The organism is Cohnella sp. SGD-V74 (genome assembly GCF_003001675.1).
In the GTDB taxonomy this organism is placed as follows: domain Bacteria; phylum Bacillota; class Bacilli; order Paenibacillales; family Paenibacillaceae; genus Cohnella.
In genome coordinates, this window is the sequence record NZ_PVYW01000004.1 from 335,209 (window position 1) to 356,299 (window position 21,091).

Sequence of the window (21,091 nt, forward strand, 5' to 3'; positions counted from 1 at the left end):
TGAGCACCGGAAGGCCCGGCTGAATGCAAGATTCGACGCCGAGTCCGCATCCCTGAATAGCTTCGTGATCAAAATCGGCTTTTTGAATTACCGCTCCAACCCTCTTAGGAAGAAATCTACCGTTTTGTCCACCTGCCCCGCCAGCGAATATTTCCGTCCCGAGATCAACCACGAGGTGACGACCTGGTCCATCGCCCCGAACAGGAGCAGCCGGGTCAGCTTCGTGTCCAGATCGGCGCGGAACGTGTTCTCTTCGATCCCCTTTCTTACGATATTCTCGATCAGCACGATATAGGGCTTAACCGTAAGTCCGATGGCGCTTCGCAGCCGAGGGGAACTCTGCCGCAGCTCGATCTGGGTGACGTGGGCGAGATCCGGGTGCTTCTCCAGCATCGTGAAGTGGATGCCGCATACGATGCGCAGCGCTTCGCCGGCGGTGTGCGTCTCCCGTATGCTGTCGTGAAAACGCTGAACGAGTGAGCCGAGACGTTCCCGGAACAGGGACACGAGAAGGTCCTCCTTGTTTTTGAAATACAAGTAGACCGTGCCGTCCGCGACCCCGGCTTCCCTCGCAATGCGCGACACTTGAGCGCCGTGATAGCCGCTGCTGGCCATCACCTTCTCGGCGGCATCGAGAATGAGGCCGTACTTCTCCCTTTTTCTTCCCATCATCGCGAAACACCCCAGTGGAAAAAATCGACCGCTGAATGAAGCCTCATTCATTTTATTCGCCTTCCGGCCATATCATGAGAAAAAGCGGGAGGGGAGGGCGAGCGACGGTGTGGCTGACGATAAACGCGGCTTTGTTTCTGGCGGTAACCGGGTACGGCTGCTATTTGTTCGGAAAAGCCGTGTACCATCGGTATTTGTACGTAAGGCTGGGGCAGGCGGGGGAACTTCATCTCAGGGGAAAAGAAGGAGCGGGGACGTTCCTCTCGCAGGTGTTCGGCCAGAAAAAGCTGTTTAAGGACTTGCGCAGCGGCCTCATGCACTTCGTCGTGTTTTACGGGTTCATTATTTTGCAATTCGGGGCGATCGATCTGATCGTAAAAGGGTTAACCGCGGGCGGCCATCTGCCGCTTCCGGCTTACGAGCTGTTCGGTCTGCTGCAGGAAGTGACGGTGCTGCTCATTCTCGTCGCGATGGGATACGCCGCTTACCGGCGCTACGGGGAGAAGCTGAGCAGGCTGAAGCGCGGCTGGAAGCCAAGCATCGTGCTCTATTTTATTTTCTCGCTCATGCTGTCCGTGCTGCTGTCGCTTGGCTTCGAGCGCCTGTGGCTGGGCCTCGAGTATTCGGGCTACGCGCCGGTATCCTCCGCTATCGCGCTATTGTTCCAACACCTGTCCCCCGTCGCGGCGCAAGCGCTCTTCTACATCTTCTGGTGGCTGCATCTGCTCATTCTGCTCGCTTTTCTCGTCTATGTTCCGCAATCCAAGCATTTTCACCTGATTTCCGCTCCGATCAACCTCTGGCTCGGTCGCGCCGAGACGCCCGGCAAGCTGAAGAAGCTCGACCTGGAGGACGAAGAGGCGGAATCGTTCGGCGTCGGCCGGATCGAGGACTTCACGCGGAAGCAGATGATCGACTTCTACGCCTGCGTGGAATGCGGTCGCTGCACGAACGTATGCCCGGCCTCGAACACCGGCAAAACACTGTCGCCGATGCACCTCATCACGAAGCTAAGGGACCACCTGACGGAAAAAGGAGCCGCAGTGACGGGCAAGTCGCCCTGGGTGCCGGAGTTTGCGTTTGGAGGCGGCGCAGCGAAGGCGCATTCGCTGTCAGAGGCGGCGGACAACAAGGTTGCATGGGACGGAATGGGAGGCGCGATCACGGACATTCGCCCGACGCTCGCCTGGCAGCAAGCCTTTTGGACCGCGGAGCTCTCCGCGATCCCCCAGCAGACGGAACTGATCGGAGGTGTCATGACCGAAGACGAAATCTGGTCCTGCACGACATGCCGCAACTGCGAGGACCAATGTCCGGTCGGCAATAGCCACGTCGACAAGATTGTCGATCTCCGCCGCCACCTCGTGCTGATGCAGGGCAGCATTCCGCACGAAGGCCAGCGCGCGCTGCAGAACATCGAGCGCCAGGGCAATCCCTGGGGGCTGAGCCGCAGCGACCGCGACAAATGGACCGGAGAGATCGAAGGCGTACGCGTCCCTACGGTAAAAGACAATCCGGATTTCGACTATCTGTTTTTCGTCGGCTCGATGGGGGCTTACGACTTGCGGGCGCGCAAAGTATCGCGGGCGCTCGCCCGGCTGCTGAACGAGGCCGGAGTCCGCTTCGCCATTCTCGGCAACGAGGAGCGCAACTCGGGCGACACGCCGCGCCGGATGGGCAACGAAATGCTGTTCCAGCAGCTCGCGTCGGACAACATCGAGACGTTCCGCAAATACAGCGTGCGAAGGATCGTTACCGCCTGCCCTCATACTTTTAACACGTTCAAAAACGAATACCCCGACTTCGGCCTCGACGGCGTCGAGGTGCTGCACCATACGCAGCTGCTCGACAGGCTTATCCGGGAAGGCAAGCTCCATCCCCGTCACGAGGTCAGGGAACGCATCGCGTACCACGACTCCTGCTATCTCGGGCGTTACAACAACGTGTACGACGAGCCCCGCAACGTGCTGAAAGCGATTCCGGGAGTGGAACTGGCCGAGATGGCCAGAAACCGCGAGAACGGAATGTGCTGCGGCGCGGGAGGCGGCATGATGTGGATGGAGGAAACGGCGGGCAAGCGCGTCAACTTGGCCCGCACCGAGCAAGCGCTGGAAGTGAAGCCGACCGTCATCGGCAGCGCCTGCCCTTACTGCCTCACGATGATGGAGGACGGGACGAAAATGAAGGAAGCGGACGACGTTCGGGCCAAGGACATTGCGGAAATTTTGGAGCAGGCCGTGTTCGGCGATTCGCCGCTTCGCCAGAACCATTCGATCGGAGGTTAGACGAGATGAACAAACCGATTCGCAAAGCCGCCGTCATCGGCTCGGGCATTATGGGCTCCGGCATCGCCGCCCACCTGGCCAACGTCGGCATCCCGTGCATGCTGCTGGACGTGACGCCCGCCAAGCTCACTGAGGAAGAAGCCGCCAAAGGGCTGACGCTGGAGAACCTCTCCGTGCGCAACCGGCTGGCCGCGGCCGCCGTCGCCAAGCTGAAGAAGACGAACCCGCCCCCGCTCTACGACGAGGCGTTCGCGGAGCGCATTACGCCGGGCAATCTGGACGATCATCTGGCGTCGATCGGCGAGGCCGATTGGGTGATCGAGGTCGTCGTCGAAAACTTAGGGGTGAAAAGGGAGCTGCTGTCCCGGATCGAGCGTTACTGGAAGCCCGGCACGATCGTCTCGTCCAACACGTCGGGCATCTCCATCGACGCGATGTCGGCGCAATGCGGTGAGGATTTCCGACGGCACTTTATGGGTACGCACTTTTTTAACCCGCCCCGCTACATGAAGCTGCTGGAGATCGTGCCGGGTCGTGATACGAGTCCGGAACTGATTGCCCGCATGAAGTCGTTCTGCGAGAATACGCTCGGCAAAGGCGTCGTGCTGGCCAAGGATACGCCGAACTTCGTCGCCAACCGCATCGGCACTTACGGGATGCTGGCGACGCTTCGGGAGATGGAGACGGGCGGGTTTACGGTGGAGGAGATCGACGCGGTGACCGGTCCCGCCCTGGGTCGGCCGAAAAGCGCGACGTTCCGCACGCTGGACCTCGTCGGCATCGACACGTTCGTGCATGTGGCGGACAACGTATACGACAATGTTCCGGACGAAGCGGAGAAGGAGGCTTTCATCGCTCCGGAGGCATTAAAGCGTTTGGTAGAGAGAGGCTGGCTCGGCGAGAAGTCCGGGCAAGGCTTCTATCGCAAGACGAAAGGGCCGGACGGTCGAAGCGAGATCGCCTCGCTCGATCTGGCCGCGATGACCTATTCGCCTCAGAAGAAGGTGACTTCAGGTTCGCTGGAGGCCGCCAAGCTGGCCAAAGGCGCGAGGGAGAAGGTCAAGGCGCTGCTGGCCGGAGGCGACCGCTACTCCGAGTTGGCCTGGAGCCTGCTCAAGCAGGTGCTCGTCTATTCCGCGGAGAAAGTCGGCGAAATCGCGGACACGATCGAAGAAATCGACAATGCGATGAAATGGGGCTTTAACTGGGAGCTCGGACCGTTCGAGACTTGGGACGCGATCGGGCTCGCCAGTTCGGCGGAGCGGATGGAACGGGAAGGGACGTCGGTTCCGCAATGGGTGAAAGCTTGGATTTCTCAGGGGAACGAGACGTTTTATCGCAAGGAGAATAGCTCGCTGTTCTACGTTCATGAAGGGAAGTATCGGATGGCGGCAGAGCGGCCGGAAGTCGTGTCTCTGCGCAGGCTGAAGGAGCGCGGGCATACGATCCGGGGCAACGGTGGAGCCAGCCTGATCGACCTGGGCGACGGCGTGGCGTGCCTGGAGTTCCATTCCCCGAACAACGCGATCGGCGGCGACATTCTGGGTATGATCGCGCAGAGCGTCGAAGAGGTGCGGCGTAATTACGAGGGACTGGTCATCGCGAACCAGGGCCGCAACTTCTGCGTCGGGGCCAATCTGATGCTGCTGCTCATGGAAGCGCAGGAAGAGGAATGGGACGAAGTGGACAATATCATCCGCTTGTTCCAGAACGCCATGTACGCGGTGAAAAAACTGGAGAAACCGGTCGTGGCCGCGCCCCACCGGATGACGCTGGGCGGCGGCGTCGAGGCGTGTATGCCCGCGGATCAGGTCATTGCCTCCGCTGAGACGTATTACGGGCTTGTCGAGACCGGAGTGGGGTTGATTCCGGCGGGCGGCGGCTGCAAGGAGTTCGCGCTGCGGATCAGCAAGAGCGCCGGACTTCCGGAAGTTGACTTGCAGCCTTATCTGAACCGGGCGTTCGAGACGATCGGTATGGCCAAAGTATCTTCGAGCGGGCACGATGCCAAGCGTCTTGGCTACTTGCGCGAGACGGACCGCGTGCTGGCGAATCAGGACCATCTCATCTATGAAGCGAAGCAAGCCGTGCTGCGGATGGCGCGGGCGGGCTACGAGCCGATCGCGCCGGAACGGATTCGCGTCGCCGGCTCGGAAGGCAAGGCGGTGCTGCAGCTCGGAGCGATCGGCATGAGGGAGAGCGGGTATATCAGCGACCACGATTTGAAGATCGCCAAGAAGCTGGCGCATGTGCTGGCCGGCGGCGACGTTCCGGCGGGTACGCTCGTGACGGAACAGTACCTGCTGGATCTGGAGCGGGAGGCGTTCCTCAGCCTATGCGGCGAGCCGAAAACGCAGCAGCGGATGCAGTACATGCTGACCAAGGGCAAGCCGCTTCGCAACTAACTTTGCAGGGGAGTGAATTGGGCGATGAGAGAGGCTGTAATCGTGTCCGTCGCGCGCACCGCGGTGGGCAAGGCGAAGAAGGGCAGTCTGGCGCAGACGCGCGCCGACGACTTGGGCAAGGCGGTGCTGGAGGCGGTCGTGGACCGGGTTCCCGGCTTGCGGAAGGCAGACATCGAGGACGTCATCATCGGCTGCGCGATGCCGGAGGGCGAGCAGGGGCTGAACTTCGCGCGCATCATGTCGCTGTACGCGGGTTTTCCGAGCGAGGTACCCGCGCTGACGATCAACCGCTTCTGCTCCTCCGGCCTGCAGGCAATCGCGTTCGCCGCCGAACGGATCATGCTCAGCCACGCCGACGCGATCGTCGCCGGAGGAGTCGAAAGCATGAGCCATGTGCCGATGACCGGCTTCAAAATCTCTCCGAATCCTCGCATCGTCGAGGAAATGCCGCAGGTGTACATCGGCATGGGGCATACGGCGGAGAACGTCGCCGCGCGGTTCAGTGTGTCGCGGGAGGACCAGGACGCGTTCGCAGCGAGGTCGCATGCGAAGGCGGCGAAGGCGATCGCGGAGGGCAGGTTCAAGGATGAAATCGTGCCGGTGACGGTCGAGCGGAGAAGCTTGGACGACAAGGGTAAGCTGCGGACGGAGCGGCTGATATTCGATACGGACGAAGGAGTTCGCGCCGATACGAACGTGGAGACGCTGGGCAAGCTGAAGCCGTCGTTTAAGCTTGGCGGCACGGTGACGGCGGGCAATGCTTCGCAGATGAGCGACGGGGCGGCGGCAGCCGTCGTGATGAGCCGGGAGCGGGCGGATGCGCTCGGCTTGAAGCCGCTTGCGACGTTTCGCTCGTTCGCGCTGGCCGGCGTAGATCCCGACATTATGGGCGTCGGCCCGGTCAGGGCGATCCCGAAGGCGCTAAAGATGGCCGGCATCTCGCTGGACGACGTCAAGCTGTTCGAAATCAACGAAGCGTTCGCCTCCCAATGCGTGCACATTATTCGCGAACTGGGCATCGACGAGGAGAAGGTGAACGTGAACGGCGGCGCAATCGCGCTCGGTCATCCTCTAGGCTGCACGGGCACGAAGCTGACGGCGACGCTGCTCCATGAGCTGCGCCGACGGGGCGGCGGCTACGGCGTCGTCTCGATGTGCATCGGCGGAGGCATGGGCGCGGCGGGCGTGTTCGAGGTGTGTACCGATTAGGCGGTAGTTGGGCTGACGAGCGATAGCGGAAGGACTGCCCTCCTCTCGCGGACTCGGGCTCCTGACTTTGCGAAGGCCAAAAAAGTGCCTCCGCGCTATGGTCTCGGCATTGCGAAGGCCAAAAAGGTGCCTTGAAGGTGGGGAGACGGGAGCGAGAGTAGAGTGCGAAGGCCAAAAAGGTGCCTCGGAGCACCTTGGAGCAGCGGCCCCGACTACGCGAAGGCCAAAAAAGTGCCTCCGAGCTACCGAGCTCGCTGAACGAGGGAGCCCAGCCACGAGATACGCACGTTCAGAACATCTTCAAAAGGAGCGATAAAGCGATGGGCAAAGTGATAGGCGGGAGCTTCATCATCGAGGATATCGAAGCGGACCGCATTGTGACGCCGGAGGACTTCACCGAGGAGCATCGGATGATCGCGCAGACGACAGAGGATTTCGTCACGGCGGAGATTGCGCCCCATGATGAAGCGATCGAGAAGCTGAACTATGAGCTGACCGTCGCGAAGCTGCGGCAGGCGGGAGAGACCGGCCTGCTCGGCGCGGACGTGCCCGAAGCCTATGGCGGACTGGGCCTGGACAAAGTCGGCACGACGCTGATCGGCGAGCGCTTCGCCAAGGCCGCCTCCTTCGCGCTGTCCGCCGGAGCGCATGTCGGCATCGGTACGCTGCCGATCGTCTACTTCGGCACCGAGGCGCAGAAGCGCAAGTATTTGCCGGAGCTGGCCTCGGGCGAGAAGCTGGCCGCTTACTGCCTGACGGAGCCGTCCTCCGGCTCGGACGCGCAAGGCGCGAAGACGACGGCGACGCCGACGGAGGACGGCCAATTTTACGTGCTGAACGGCACGAAGCAGTTCATTACGAACGCGGGCTTCGCCGACATTTTCATCGTGTACGCCAAGGTGAACGGCACTGACTTCAGCACGTTTATCGTCGAGCGGACGATGCCGGGCGTCAGCATCGGTCCGGAGGAGAAGAAGATGGGCATCAAGGGTTCTTCCACCTGTCCGCTCATCCTGGAGGACGTCAAGGTGCCGGTCGAAAATCTGCTGTGGGAAGCCGGCAAAGGCCATCTGATCGCCTTCAACATTTTGAATATCGGCCGTTTCAAGCTGGCCGCGGGCGCGCTCGGCACCGCCAAGGAAGCGATTGGGCTGTCCGCCAAGTACGCCAACGAGCGCGTGCAGTTCGGCCGCCCGATCTCCTCATTCCCGCTGATCGGCAAGAAGCTGGCGGAGATGAACATTCGCTCTTATGCGCTGGAGAGCATGGTGTATCGCACGGCCGGGCTGTTCGACGAGGGGCTGGCCGAGGTCGATCACGGCGCGGACAATGTCGGGTTCCAGGCGGCCAAGGCGATCGCGGAATACCAGCTCGAATGCTCGATCAACAAAGTGTTCGGCTCGGAAGCGCTCGATTTCGTCGCCGACGAGGGCGTGCAGATTCATGGGGGCTACGGCTACATCCAGGAGTATCGCATTGAGCGAATTTACCGGGATTCGCGCATTAACCGCATTTTCGAAGGGACGAACGAGATCAATCGGCTGCTTATTCCCGGAGCGCTGATCAAACGAGCTATGAAAGGCGAGCTGCCGCTGATGCAGAAGGCGATGGCGCTCCAGGCCGAGCTGATGGCGCCGATGCCGAGTCGGGAATTCGAGGGAACGCTGGAGCAGGAGACGCATTTGCTGGCCATGGCCAAAAAGATATTTCTGATGGTCGGAGCTCAGGCGGTGCAGAAGTATCAGACGAAGCTGGACCGGGAGCAGGAGGTGCTCAGCCATCTGGGCGATATGCTGATCTCCGTGTTCGCGATGGAGAGCGCGCTGCTGCGCACCCGCAAGCTGCTCGGCCGAAGCGGCGAGGCGAAAGCGGCGAATGCGATCGACATGACGACCGTCTTCGTCCATGAGGAGTTCGGCAAAGTCGAGGAACGAGCGCGGGAGGCGCTGGCTGCGATGGAGTCGGGAGACATGCTGCGAACGCAGCTGTCCATTCTGAAGAAACTCGGACGCCGAGCCGCGGTCGATACGATCGGGCTGAAGCGGAGGATCGCGGCCAAAGTGATCGAAGCGGAAAAGTACGTCGTGTGAAAAAGAGAGATTTCCTGCAAAGCAGCGCTGCAACCAGAGCAACTCACAAAAGTGAGAGCGAGGTGTCGGTTGTGTCCAATGCACCCTGGTTAAAGGAATATCCTGCCGAAGTTCCGCATTCGCACGAGTATCCGAAAAAGAATTTGGCCTGCTTTCTGATCGATTCCGCTTCGGCCTATCCCGACAATGTCGCCCTGGAGTTTCTGGGGAAAAAGGTGACGTACGGCTCGCTTCTGGAGCAGTCCCGCCGCTTCGCGAACGCCTTGCTTCGTCAGGGCGTCCGCAAGGGCGACCGCGTCGCCGTCATGCTGCCGAACTGCCCGCAGGCCGTCATCGCTTACTTCGGCATTCTGATGATCGGCGGAGTCGTCGTCATGACCAATCCGCTCTATATGCCCCGCGAGCTAGAGCATCAGCTTGCCGATTCGGGCGCTCGTATCATCGTTACGCTCGACCTGCTCTTGAATCGCGTTCAGCAATCGACGGTTAAGCGTCCGCTGGAACGGATCGTCGTCACGTCGATCCAGGATTACTTGCCTTTTCCGAAGAACGCGCTGTACGTGCTGAAACAGAAAAAAGAAGGCAAGTTCGTCAAGGTGACGTACACCGAGCAGGTGCTGTCGTTCCGTGAGCTGATCAAGAGTTCCCCCGCCTATCCCGTCCTGGCGGACGTCGACGCGGAGGAGGATCTGGCGCTCGTCCAGTATACGGGAGGAACGACCGGACTGGCCAAGGGCGTCATGCTGACGCACTACAACCTGGTGGCGAACACGGTGCAGACCCGGCTGTGGTGTTACAAAACGGAGAACGCGAAGGAGCGGCTGCTCGCCGCGCTGCCTTTTTTCCACGTGTTCGGGCTGACCGTCCTGCTCAATCTGGGGGTGTATGCGGCGAATACGCTCGTGCTGCTGCCGCGCTTCGAGATCGATCAGGTGCTGAAGACGATTCACAAGAGGAAGCCGACGCAGTTTCCGGGCGCTCCGACGATGTACATCGCGATCGTTAACCATCCCAACGTGCGGAAGTACGACTTCTCCTCGATCAATTTCTGCATCAGCGGCGCCGCTTCTTTGCCCCTGCACGTGCAGGAACGTTTCGAGGAGATGACCGGCGGCAAGCTGATCGAAGGCTACGGGCTGACCGAGGCATCTCCGGTCACGCATGCGAACAACATTTGGGCGCGGCGGAAGAACGGCTCTATCGGTCTCCCTTTTCCGGATACCGAAGCTCGTTACGTCGATCCGGACACGTTCGAAGAGGTGCCGGTCGGGCAGATCGGGGAGCTGGCGATCCGCGGGCCGCAGGTAATGAAGGGGTACTGGAACCGGCCCGACGAGACGGCGAAGGTGCTGCAGGACGGCTGGCTGCTGACCGGAGATCTGGGCAGACAAGACGAGGAAGGCTACTGCTATATCGTCGACCGGCGCAAGGACGTCATTCTCGCGGGAGGCTACAACGTCTACCCTCGGGAAGTAGAGGAGGTTCTCTACGAGCACCCGGACGTGGAAGAGGCGAGCGTTGCGGGGGTGCCGGATCCCTACCGCGGAGAAACGGTGAAAGCTTTCGTCGTGCTTCGGCAGGGAGCGATGAGCGACAAGGAAGCGCTGGAACGGTGGTGCAGAGAGAAGCTGGCGGCATACAAAGCGCCGAAAATCATCGAGTTCCGCGAGACGCTGCCGAAGACGATGTCGGGCAAAGTGCTGCGGCGCAAGCTGCTTGAGGAGGAGCCGGACGACTCGGTCCGCAAGTAGCTTAGACAAGACGAAGAGACTAGGCGGGCCCGAACTGCTCGCATCCTGGTGCAGACTGGGGCCGGGAAGTTGGAAGAAAGGGAGGAGGAGACGAACGGATGGAGACGAACAAGGGAGTTGAGCTTCCTCCGCAGATGGAACAGTGGAAGGAGAAGGCGGAATCGACGTTCTGGGGCTGGGTCGGCTGCTCGTTCGAGCGGGTGGACGAACGGCGGATCGTAGTGTCGCTGGACGTGAAGCCGCATCATCTGAATTTGATCGGCATTCTGCACGGCGGGGTGCATGCGACGATGATCGATTCCGCGATGGGGCTTGCGGCGATGATTGCCCGCCCGAACGCCGGCGTCGTGACGACGCATCTGAACCTGAACTACGTCGCGCCCGTCGGAGCGGGCCGCGTCTACGTCGAAGCGGAGATCGCGCACATGACCCGCAAGACGGTGACGACGCAGGCGCGCGTCAGAACGGAGGACGGCGAGCTGCTGGCGTTCGGGACGGGAACGTTTCGCGTGCTCGATTAACGGACAACGGCCGCAGTCGAAGGGACTGCGGCCGTTGTCTGCGATCGGCAGCGATTATTGAAAGAGGCTCTTCAGAAACTTCAATCCGTTCACCGCCAGAGCGTCCTGGGATTCGGCGAGCGGGCGCCACAGGGAGACGGCTCGCGCGATCTCCGTAATGTCGGTCGTGAACGATTCGATTACGACCGCGCCGTCGTAACCGATGTCCTTGAGCGCCAGGGAGATGCCGGGCCAGTCGAGATGGTCTTCTCCGGGAGTGCCGCGGTCGTTGGCGCAGGCATGGAAGGAGAAGAGCTTGTCACCGGCGCTTCGGATCGCGGCGGGGATGTCCTTCTCCTCGATGTTCATATGGAACGTATCCAGCAGCAGACCGACATTGTCCGCCCCGACCTGGGAGAGGAAGAGCAGGGCTTGTTCCGTCGTATTCAGGAAGTCCGTCTCGAACCGGTTAAGCGGTTCGATGGCCAGACGTATTCCTTTGCCGGCGGCATACTCCGAGAGAGCTTGCATGTTGCGGACCGCCCAATCGGTTTGACGCCGCTTTTCTGCGGGAGTCGCGAGCCTGGTTTTGCCCACCGCAGAATACATTGGCCCTGATACGTAAGGGGAACCGATCGCTTCGGCCATATCGATCAGCGTTCGGACGTAGCTTATCCCGTTCTCCCGCACCTCTTCCTGTTCGGAGCTGATATCCCTGTCCGGTCCGAAAGCGCCGCAAATGGTGCATTGAATACCCGCCCGCGAAGCCGCTTGTTCGACGGCGCGGATGTCGACGAGACCGGGCTGCTCCACCGCCAATTCGTAGAGGTCGAAGCCGATGTCTTTGGCTTTCTGGAACTGGTCGAGCGTGTCGTTGCCGAATGGCGAAACCCAAATATAAGAGCTGGCTCCGAACTTCATGCGAATTGCTCCCCTCTATCTCGCAGCTTGTTTCTTCTGAAGCAGTACGGCAAGAATGACCAGAGTGCCCTTGATCGCGTTCACGAGGAATACGTCGACTCCGGCGATATTCAGAATATTGCTGATGATGCCCAGCAGCAGCACGCCAAGAACGGCTCCGACGATCGATCCTCTTCCCCCGGTCATCGCCACTCCGCCTATGACAACCGCCGCGATGGCATTCAGTTCGTACCCTTGCCCCGAAGAAGTCGCGTTGATGCTGTTCAGCCGGGAAGTTTCGATAATGACGGCGATCGCGACCATGATGCCCATCAGCATGAAGACAAGAATTTTAACCTTGTCGGTATTGATGCCGCTAAGGCGAGCGGCTTTCTCGTTGCTGCCTACGGCATAGACGTGGCGTCCGAAACGGGTATGCTTCGCAATATAGTAACATACCGCGGCAACCGCCGCAAAATAAACGATAGGGAGAGGAATGACGCCGAACAGCTCGGAATTCGAGATTTTCTGGAAGGCCGGGATGTCGCAGAAAAATCCGCCTCCCTTCATATAATACATGCTTACGGATCGATAGATGCTCATGAAGCCCAGCGTGACGATAAAGGAAGGCACTCTGCCTTTCGTCGTGATCCATCCGCACAAAACGCCGAAGAACGCGCTGCAAATCAAGGCGGTCAATATGCCGAGCGAGATGGCCAGCCAGCCCAGTTCCGGACCGAGCTGGACTCCGAAGAAATTGGTGACGGCAATGGCGATGGCGCCAACCGCCACCAGAGCGGAGCCGATGCTGAGATCGATATTCCCGGAAATGATCACGAAGGCCATTCCCAGCGCCAATATGCCCAGAATGGCATTGTTGCGAAGGATGTTGACGAAGTTCTGAGCGTCCAGAAACGTATCTCCCAGAAATAAAGAAGCGACGGCGATAATCCCGAGCATGACCCATATGATGCTGTATTGCCCCCATAGATCCCGTGCCTGAAGCTTCCGCCATACGCTCGCCGCATGGCTCTCGCCGACTTTAGGATTGACTTCCATTAAGCGCATCCACCTTTAGCTGAATTTAACGAACCGCCGGTCGACAGAATCATCAGAGACTCCTCGGAGCATTCGCCTCGCGTCAACTCTCCCTTGATCTCTCCGTGATACATGACGCATACTCTGTCGCATATATTTTGCACCTCGTGTGCTTCTCCCGACATGACGATCACGCCGACGCCGTTCTTGGCCAGCTCCATGATCTGGGCGTAGATTTCGTTTTTGGCCCCGACATCGACCCCTTGGGTAGGGTTGGCGAAAATCATAATTTCGGGCCGGGTATGGAGCCACTTGGCCAGCACCGCTTTCTGCTGGTTTCCTCCTGAAAGGCTGGTGATCGGAGAGTGGAGCGCGGGCGCCTTGATTTTCAAAGCGTCGACATATTCGGCCGCGACGGCCAGTTCCTTTTTCTTATCAAGTCCTGCAAGCTTCCGGAAGCTTCCCAGAGTGGAGAGCGTGATGTTTTCCGTAACGGTAAGATCTTGGACAATGCCGTTTTCCTTGCGATTGTCCGGCACGTAGCCGAACCTTCTCGTCTTGGCTTGCTCGGGACTTTTGTTGACGATCTTGTTCCCCTTTACCTTGATCGTGCCGGAATCGATGCCAAGATCGCCGAAGAGCGCTCTCGCCAGCTCCGTGCGCCCGTCTCCCAGAAGTCCGGTAAACCCCAGAATTTCTCCTCTGTTCAATTGGAACGATATATTTTTCAAGCTGCCGCGTACGGACAAATTGTCGACTTCCAGCAAGACGCCTCCGATCGGATGCGGCTCGTATACCTCCACGCTTAGCACATCCCGGCCGACCATATGCCGGGCGAGCATCTCCGGAGTGGCCGAGCCTTCGGGCTTGCGAATGTCGTCTTCCACGATCTTTTCGCCGTTTCTAAGCACCGTATACCGGTCGCAAATCTCGACCACCTCTCCCAGCTTGTGCGAGATGAAGATAATGGAGGCTCCCTTTTCCTTCAAGGTGCGCATGATGGCGAAGACATGCCCGATTTCCGCGCTGGTCAGCGATGTGGTCGGTTCGTCCATAATGATGAGGTTGGCATTCCGAAGCAGCGCTTTGGCGATCTCGATAATTTGCTTATAGGAAGCGTCCAATTCGCCGACCATCGCTTTCGGATCCAGATGAATGCCCATATAATCGAAGATTTCCCGGCACTTGCGGATCATTTCCTTGGCTTGGATACGACCGTATCCGTTCGTCAATTCGTATCCGAGAAACAGATTTTCGTAGACGCACAGATCGTTAACGACGTTTAATTCCTGGTGAATAAAAGCAATGCCCAGGCGCTGGGATTCGCCGGGAGAGTGGAGCGCGACTTCCTTGCCGCTTATTTCCACTTGGCCGCTGCTGGCAGGAAATACGCCGCCAAGAATGTTCATAAGGGTGGACTTCCCCGCGCCGTTCTCGCCCAGCAAAGCATGGATCTCCCCCCGGCGCACGTTCAAGCCTACATTCTTCAGCACGGGAACGGTATCGAAGGTTTTGTTGATCTCGATCATTCGCAGCGCATACTCGGACATTCTTGCACCTCCTGGAGGAAGATAAGCCGGAATCCGGATCGTTCCCGAACTCCGGCGCGATATTTTAGTAAGGAGAGCTTTCGTCCAGGTAATCCTTTACGTTGTCTCTGTCCACGATCTGGGAAGGCACGATCGTCTCAGCCGCCGGCGATTCTCCTTTGAGCACGGCGTCCGCGATTTTGACGCAGTCGACGATCATGTTCGGCGAGTACAGAGCGCTGGCCAGCCACAGGTCGTCCGGCACGATGGACATCAGCTTGAAGTACGACTGGGCGCCGCCGCCTCCGGTCATCACTTTAATGTCCGTTCTGTTCTGCTCTTTGATAGCTTGGTAGAGACCGACCGAGAGCTCGTCGTCGATCGAGAAGACGCCGTCGATCTTTTTGTTGGCCTGGAGCGCATCCGTCATCGTTTTTAATCCGGATTCCGGCGAGCCGTTCGGGCTGTCGTATTCTCCGATGATCTTAATGTCCGGCGCGATTTGAGCGATTGTGTCCTTGAAGCCCTTGATGCGCGATCCGTTGACCGCTTCCCCGTAGGCGGCGATGCCGGCGATAATGACGTCGCCTTTCTTGCCGAGCTTCTCGGCGATGTAGTTCGCCCCCGCGACGCCCATTCCGTAGTTGTCGCCTGCGAGGTAGTGGTCCGGCGAGGTCGGGTTGATGCTTCTGTCGAAGGTGATCAGCTTGATTCCCGCATCCTTGATTCTCTGGGCGGCAACCGCGACCTGGTCGTTATGCGGGAACAATACGATCGCTTGCGGCTTCAGGTTGATCAGATCGTCGATCTGGCTGGATTGCTCGTTGGGATCGGCCGAAGCGACCACCTTGTAGTTCAGGCCAAGCTCTTGAGCCGATTTGTTGGCGTAATACTGGACGGCGGCAACCCATCCGGTCGGAGCCAGGGGGACGCTGATGCCGACGAGCGGTTTGTCGGAACCTCCGGAATTCGACTTCCCCGACGAACAGGCCGCCAGTACGGCGACGAGCGTCACGGCCATAAGGAAAGCTAACGTTTTTTTCATGAGAACCCTTCCTTTTCGTTTTGTAGGATGACTCGGTAACATGACCCCATTATAAGGAACGCGATCGCCTCGGAATTCTCCCTTTCTTAACCCGTTTGGTGGATTTTTTCAACTTTGGAACGAGAGCCGCGGGGGAGCGTGCTATAATAATCGCAATAAGATGAAAGCGCATTATAAGGGAGTTCATAGACGAATCGATCCGAATGAAAAGTGGGGCCGGGGGAATCCATGAAGCCGAATTCTATTCAACGTTTCTTCCGCTCGGCGGCAGCTTATTTGCAGTTGATCAAATGGAAGCTGTTTATTTCGTATGTGATTTTGTCCGTTCTGCCGATCTCCGTCATCTCGGTCGTTCTCTATTCCCAAGCCACCAAAACGATCGAAAATAAAATCGCCGTCTATTCGCGGCAAATCATCTACCAAACGGTAGGCAAGCTGGACGGCAAGCTGGAAAGCGTCCAGGATTTAAGCTTGCAGATCGTAGCCGACGCCGGCTTCCAGGAGCGGCTGGAACGCGTGCGGAAGCAGACGGACTCGGAGCTGGCGACTCGGGAAATGAAAGATGTGGAGCGGGAGCTGGACCGAATTATCGGCTCGCGAAGCGACGTGGTCGGCGCGGAAATCGTCCTGAGCGGCTCGGACCGGGTCATGTCGTCCGGAGAATACTTGGTCAGCCCTCGGGAGCTCGGGAACGACCCGGCGTATTCGGAGCTGATGAGCCAGTCGGGCGCTTACGCTTGGAAGGGGGCCGTCAATTACGCGAGCTCTCAGGTGCTGTATCCGAACATCTCGATTCTGATGCGCAAAATCAAGTCGCTGCACAGCGGGGAAGACATCGGCGTGCTCGTCATGGGCATCAAGGAATTCGCGCTTGCCGATACGTACTCCTACATCGATCTGGGACCGACCGGATTCGTATTCGTCGTCGACTCCGACCGCCGGCTGGTATCGCACCTCGACAAGAGCGAGCTGAACCGGGTGTCCGATTACCCGTTCATCTCCCGGATCGTTCGGTCGTCGGTGGACGAGAGCCGGACGTTCCCCTCCTATCTCGACGATAGGAAGGTGCTCGTCTCTTACGGCGTCTCGGAGCTTGCCGATTGGTACATGGTCAGCGTCGTTCCGTACGACTACTTGACCGAGGACATCGGCCAGATCAGGACCGTCTCCGTCAGGCTCGGGCTCATCCTGCTGCTGATCTCCGTCTTCGTCTCGTTCTATATTTCCTCTACGATATCCCGGCCGGCGGAGGTTCTCGTCCGCGCCATGAGAAGGGTGGAGAGCGGGGACCTGAGCGTGAACGTGTCGCTGAGAACGGGCAACGAGATCGGCATGCTCGGCGGGCATTTCAATCATATGGTCAGGCGGATGAACGAATTGATCAAGCGCGTGTACGAGTCGGAGCTGGTCAAGAAGGAGGCGGAGGTGAAGGCGCTGCAATCGCAGATCAATCCGCATTTTCTCTACAACACGCTATCGATCATCGACAGCATGGCTTCCATTAAGAAGGAGAAGGAAATCAGCGAGCTCGCGCAGCGGCTCAGCGATATTTTCCGATACAGCATCAGCGGCAACGACGTATCGACGATTCGGGAAGAAATCAATCAAGTGGAGCGCTACCTGTATATTCAAAAAATCCGTTACAAGGACAAAATCTCGGAAACGATCGAGGTCGATCCGGAAACGGAAAAAGGTCTGATTACGAAGCTGCTGCTGCAGCCGATTGTCGAGAATGCCATCGTTCATGGCATCTGCAAGTCGCGGACGCCGGGCCATCTGACGATCAAGGTGTACTTGTCGAGCGAGGAGACGCTGAAGATCGAAGTCGCCGACGACGGAGCCGGGATGTCCCGGGAGCGGCTGAAGGAAGTTCAGAATCGTCTTCGCGAGGCGGACCGGCACTCGTTGTCTGTGGAGCCGCGGGACGGCAACATCGGCATTGCCAACGTCCACAGGCGGATTCGTCATACATTCGGCGAGGAGTACGGTTTGGAAATCGACAGCGAGCCCGGCAAGGGCACTCGGGTCGTCATGAAAATCCCGATGCTGACTTAACGGCGCAGGAACGGAGGCGAGCGGAACCGGTGACGGACAAAATGAAGGTGATGATCGTCGAGGACGAGGAGATTACCCGCAAAGGAATCCTGGCGAAAATCGACTGGGAAGCGTTGGAGCTGGATTTGGCGGACGAGGCGGAAGACGCGGAATCGGCGCTGGACATTCTGGAGAGCCGCAAGGTGGATCTCATTATTACGGATATTTGCTTGCCCCGGATGGACGGCTTCGAGTTGATTCGCGACGTGGTCGGGCAGGGCAAGCAGGCGAAGTTCATCGTCATCAGCGGGCACGACAAGTTCGAATATGCCCGCACTGCGATGAAGTACAAGGTGACCGAATATTTGCTTAAGCCGATCAAGGAAGCCGATCTGAACGAATCCCTGCGCAAAATGAAGCAAGAGCTGCTGGACCAGCGTTCGCTCGACAGCCGGATGAGAGACGCGGCCCATCTGACCGATCAACAAAGGCAGCAATGGAGAGACGAATGGCTGGGCAGGCTCCTCGGGGCTCATTCTCCTGGGCCAGGAGATCTCGAGCATTTTCGCGAGCATATCGGATGGCGGGGCTCGGACCATGCCGTCGTCTCGGTCATGTCCTTGGCCCCTTTGGCCGAGGGGAGACCGGGGCTGCCGGAAGATCTTCTATATTTCGGCTTGCGGAATATTTACCGCGAGGTCGCGGCGGAGGAGAAGACGGAGACGCTGTTGTTCCGCCATCCGCAAGTTCCCGGCGAGTACGTGTTCCTGAGCGGAGGTTCGGAAGCGCATCTGAAGACGAGGCTGTATTCGCTGTTCTATGCTTATATCGAGGCGATAAAACAGTATTTGCGAATGCAGGCGACGATAGGCGTCGGCACCGCTTGCCAGGGTCTCGGGCAGATCGGGCGTTCCTACGCGGACGCTTCGTTCGCCGTCAGGGAACGCATATTGCGGGGAGCCGGCTCGGTGATCGATTACGGCTCGCTGTCCCGGCCGCAGCAGCCGGCACGATTGCCGCAGATCGATCGCGAGCTGCTGCTGTGTCTGGAGGAACGCAAGAAGACGCAAGCCCTTGCCTGCGTTCGCGCGATGTTCGAACGAATGGAGGCGGAGCGCCATCGTCTTAATCATCTCGACGTTCAGGAGATGATTATCCGCGCGTACATGCTGGTCAAGAAGCATGCCGAAGACAACTGGCCTGGACAGGAGGGCGAGCGGACGCTGACGGACGACGTGCCCCGGCTGCTCACCAGCTGGCAGAGTCTCGACGAAGCGGAGCGCTGGTTCTCGAGGCTGATCGAACGCTATTTCGATAGGACCGCCCATGCGGCCGACCGAACGGGCAAAGATATCGTGGACATCGTTCGCAAGTATATCGATACCCATTTTCACCAAGACATCGGCCTTCAGTTCATCTCCGAGACGTATCATATTCACCCGATCTACTTCAGCCGGATCTTCAAGGAGCATGTCGGCCGGAGCTTCAACGGGTACTTGACCGGCAAACGGATGGAGAGAGCCAGGGAGCTGCTGCGCGATACGTCGCTGCGGCTGCAGGAAATCGCCGAGATCGTCGGGTACGAAGATCCGAAGTATTTCAGCAAAGTGTACAAGAAGTACTATGGAGCGAGTCCGAGTCTGCGAGGAGAAACCCTAGAACGGGAGAGGGACCGATGAGAATACGCGGCAACCGCAGACATTGGCTGTCGATGCTGCTTGCGCTGGCGGTGCTGGGAGGAATGGCGGCCGTCGGATTGCGGACCTGGAACGGGGCGGGAGAAACGGCCAGGCCGCTGATCGTAGGCGTCAGCAACGGCTTTATCGGCAGCAGCTGGAGAACGCAGATGATCGAGAACATCGAGAAGAAGGCGGAAGAATACAAGCGCAAAGGCTGGATTTCCGAGCTGTACGTGCAGAACGCGGGTCAGGACGTCAACAATCAGATTGCCCAAATCCGCAATATGATCGACAAGAAGGTCGATTTGCTGCTGATCGATCCGAATTCGGAAAGCGCCTTGAATCCGGTCATTGAGGAAGCCCATCGCAAAGGAATCCGCGTCATTACGTTCGACCAGTCGGTGACGAGCCCCTACGCGCTGAACGTCGTCATCGACCAGAAGGCTTGGGGAGCCCGGCAGGCGCAATGGCTGACCGAGCAATTGGGGGGAACCGGCCGCATCGTCATCATCGGAGGAGTGGCGACGAATCCGGCGAATGTCGACCGGCTGGAAGGGATGAAGGAAGTGCTTGCCGGGTTCCCCGGTATCGAGGTGCTGGCGGAAGAGAACGGAAGCTGGGATTATTTGATCGCGCGCCGGGTCATGGCGGATATGCTGGCCTCTTACGCGGAGATAGACGGCGTGCTCACGCAGGATTCCATGCCCCTTGGCGTACTTAACGCCTATCAGGTGGCGGGCAAGAAGCTGCCGGTCGTAACCGGGGAGACGTGGGCCGTGTTTCTGCGCAAGTGGAAGCAGCTGAAGGATGCGGAAGGCTTCGAAAGCTTCGGACAGAACAACCCGCCGGGCATCGGCGTCACCGCGCTGGGTATCGGCGTCCGGCTGGAACAAGGCAAGATTTGGCGTGAACCTCCGTCCGGAGGCGCGTTCCATTACGAAGTGAGAAGGTTCGTCACCAACGATAATCTGGAAGCCGAGCTGGACAAGATCAAGCATTTGCCGGACACGTACATTAGCGACGAATGGCTTTCGGAGCAGGAGTTGGACGAGTTGTTTCAGTAAGTTGCGGCCATGATCGGCTATAATGATCGTAAAACCGATAATCGCCTGGAGGATGAAGCAATGTCGAAAACGATCGTGGATAAGCTGGGCCTGCGTAAATACGAGAGAGCCGCGATTTTGAACCAGCCGGAAGATGCGGATTATTTCGCGGAATTAACCGGGTACGATACGTCGCTCAAGGACGGCGGGTATGATCTTGTGTTCGCCTTCGTGCTGGATATGGAATCGTTGAAGAACCTTGTCGGCCGCGTTATCGCCGAGGGGGCGCTGCGTCCGAGCGGCTATCTGTTCGTCGCCTATCCGAAGCTGGGCAATAAAAAGTACGCAACGTCCATTCACCGCGACGATCTGTTCCCTGGTCTCGGAGCGGACGAGGAAGGGTACATCTCGGGAAGCGCAGTTAAGTTCGCGAGGATGGTCGGACTGGACGACGTGTTTACCGTCGTCGGATTCAAGGAGGACTCCGCGGGCAAAGGGAAGATTTCGTCACGGGCGGCTCAGCCAAGCCAGCGGGTGGACGACTACGTCGAGCTGATCCCGAGCGTGGAGCAGGATTTGGCCGATTCCCCCGAGCTTCTGGCTTTCTACCGGTCGCTTACCCCGGGCTATCGCAAGGACTGGGCGCGATACGTCTACAGCGCCAAGCAAGAGGAGACGCGGGCGAATCGGCGGGAGGAGATGAAAGCGATCCTTAAGGCCGGCTACAAGAGCCGCGAGCTCTATCGGCAAGCCGAAAAATAGGAGGGTGAGTCTGTGGCGGACGGTAACGAGCGGTATCAATAGAGGATTATCGGGCAATATCGTATTGCCAAAACCGTGAGCATAAGATAAGTTATAGATAATTGAATCGCAAAGAAACGGGTGCTTGATGAAGTCAGGCTGAGATTGCG

At 58.8% G+C, this 21,091-nt stretch carries 15 protein-coding genes; 10 read left to right on the top strand and 5 right to left on the bottom strand.

Annotation, left to right across the window (positions count from 1 at the left end; translation table 11 throughout):
- Nucleotides 1–87 precede the first annotated feature (87 nt).
- Nucleotides 88–672, bottom strand: a complete 585-nt coding sequence (locus tag B0G52_RS08715; protein ID WP_094043193.1) for a fatty acid metabolism transcriptional regulator FadR — start codon at nt 670–672, stop codon at nt 88–90.
- A gap of 74 nt (nt 673–746) precedes the next feature.
- Between B0G52_RS08715 and B0G52_RS08720 the strand changes: the two genes are divergently transcribed.
- From B0G52_RS08720 to B0G52_RS08745, 6 genes are all read left to right on the top strand, one after another.
- Nucleotides 747–2,957 (top strand): (Fe-S)-binding protein, encoded by a 2,211-nt coding sequence (locus tag B0G52_RS08720; RefSeq protein ID WP_094043335.1) that lies wholly within the window; start codon nt 747–749, stop codon nt 2,955–2,957.
- A 5-nt stretch (nt 2,958–2,962) separates the two neighbouring features.
- Entirely contained in the window at nt 2,963–5,362 is a 2,400-nt protein-coding gene (locus B0G52_RS08725; protein ID WP_094043196.1) for a 3-hydroxyacyl-CoA dehydrogenase/enoyl-CoA hydratase family protein, read from the top strand.
- 24 nt (nt 5,363–5,386) lie between these two features.
- Entirely contained in the window at nt 5,387–6,571 is a 1,185-nt protein-coding gene (locus B0G52_RS08730; RefSeq protein ID WP_094043198.1) for an acetyl-CoA C-acetyltransferase, read from the top strand.
- Nucleotides 6,572–6,891: 320 nt separating this feature from the next.
- On the top strand, nt 6,892–8,661 hold the full coding sequence (locus B0G52_RS08735) for an acyl-CoA dehydrogenase family protein (RefSeq protein WP_094043200.1): 1,770 nt from the start codon (nt 6,892–6,894) through the stop codon (nt 8,659–8,661).
- A 71-nt stretch (nt 8,662–8,732) separates the two neighbouring features.
- Nucleotides 8,733–10,412, top strand: a complete 1,680-nt coding sequence (locus tag B0G52_RS08740) for a long-chain-fatty-acid--CoA ligase (protein ID WP_198960609.1) — start codon at nt 8,733–8,735, stop codon at nt 10,410–10,412.
- Between the two features lie 98 nt (nt 10,413–10,510).
- Entirely contained in the window at nt 10,511–10,933 is a 423-nt protein-coding gene (locus B0G52_RS08745) for a PaaI family thioesterase (protein WP_198960610.1), read from the top strand.
- A 54-nt stretch (nt 10,934–10,987) separates the two neighbouring features.
- Here the strand turns inward: B0G52_RS08745 and B0G52_RS08750 are convergent, their stop codons facing one another.
- The 4 genes from B0G52_RS08750 to B0G52_RS08765 all read right to left on the bottom strand — a co-directional run bounded on the left by B0G52_RS08750 (nt 10,988) and on the right by B0G52_RS08765 (nt 15,424).
- Nucleotides 10,988–11,833 carry a sugar phosphate isomerase/epimerase family protein gene (locus B0G52_RS08750; RefSeq protein WP_094043204.1) on the bottom strand — a complete coding sequence of 282 codons (846 nt, stop codon included), beginning with the start codon at nt 11,831–11,833 and terminating at the stop codon, nt 10,988–10,990.
- A 15-nt stretch (nt 11,834–11,848) separates the two neighbouring features.
- Entirely contained in the window at nt 11,849–12,871 is a 1,023-nt protein-coding gene (locus B0G52_RS08755; protein ID WP_158223639.1) for an ABC transporter permease, read from the bottom strand.
- Entirely contained in the window at nt 12,871–14,400 is a 1,530-nt protein-coding gene (locus tag B0G52_RS08760; protein ID WP_094043208.1) for a sugar ABC transporter ATP-binding protein, read from the bottom strand. Before B0G52_RS08760 ends, B0G52_RS08755 begins: the two co-directional genes overlap by 1 nt.
- Nucleotides 14,401–14,464: 64 nt before the next feature.
- Nucleotides 14,465–15,424 carry a substrate-binding domain-containing protein gene (locus B0G52_RS08765; RefSeq protein ID WP_158223640.1) on the bottom strand — a complete coding sequence of 320 codons (960 nt, stop codon included), beginning with the start codon at nt 15,422–15,424 and terminating at the stop codon, nt 14,465–14,467.
- Between the two features lie 228 nt (nt 15,425–15,652).
- Here B0G52_RS08765 and B0G52_RS08770 point away from each other — a divergent pair, with 228 nt between their 5' ends.
- The 4 genes from B0G52_RS08770 to B0G52_RS08785 are packed head-to-tail and all read left to right on the top strand — an operon-like array spanning nt 15,653 to nt 20,942.
- Nucleotides 15,653–17,479, top strand: coding sequence for a cache domain-containing sensor histidine kinase (locus B0G52_RS08770; RefSeq protein ID WP_094043212.1), 1,827 nt, complete (start codon nt 15,653–15,655; stop codon nt 17,477–17,479).
- Between the two features lie 29 nt (nt 17,480–17,508).
- Nucleotides 17,509–19,137: a response regulator gene (locus tag B0G52_RS08775; protein ID WP_094043214.1), complete on the top strand. Its 1,629-nt coding sequence runs from the start codon at nt 17,509–17,511 to the stop codon at nt 19,135–19,137.
- Complete coding sequence (locus B0G52_RS08780; RefSeq protein ID WP_094043216.1) at nt 19,134–20,201, top strand: ABC transporter substrate-binding protein; 1,068 nt, start codon at nt 19,134–19,136, stop codon at nt 20,199–20,201. The genes B0G52_RS08775 and B0G52_RS08780 overlap by 4 nt, the downstream gene beginning before the upstream one ends.
- Nucleotides 20,202–20,261: 60 nt before the next feature.
- Entirely contained in the window at nt 20,262–20,942 is a 681-nt protein-coding gene (locus B0G52_RS08785) for a YdeI/OmpD-associated family protein (protein WP_094043218.1), read from the top strand.
- Nucleotides 20,943–21,091 lie beyond the last annotated feature (149 nt).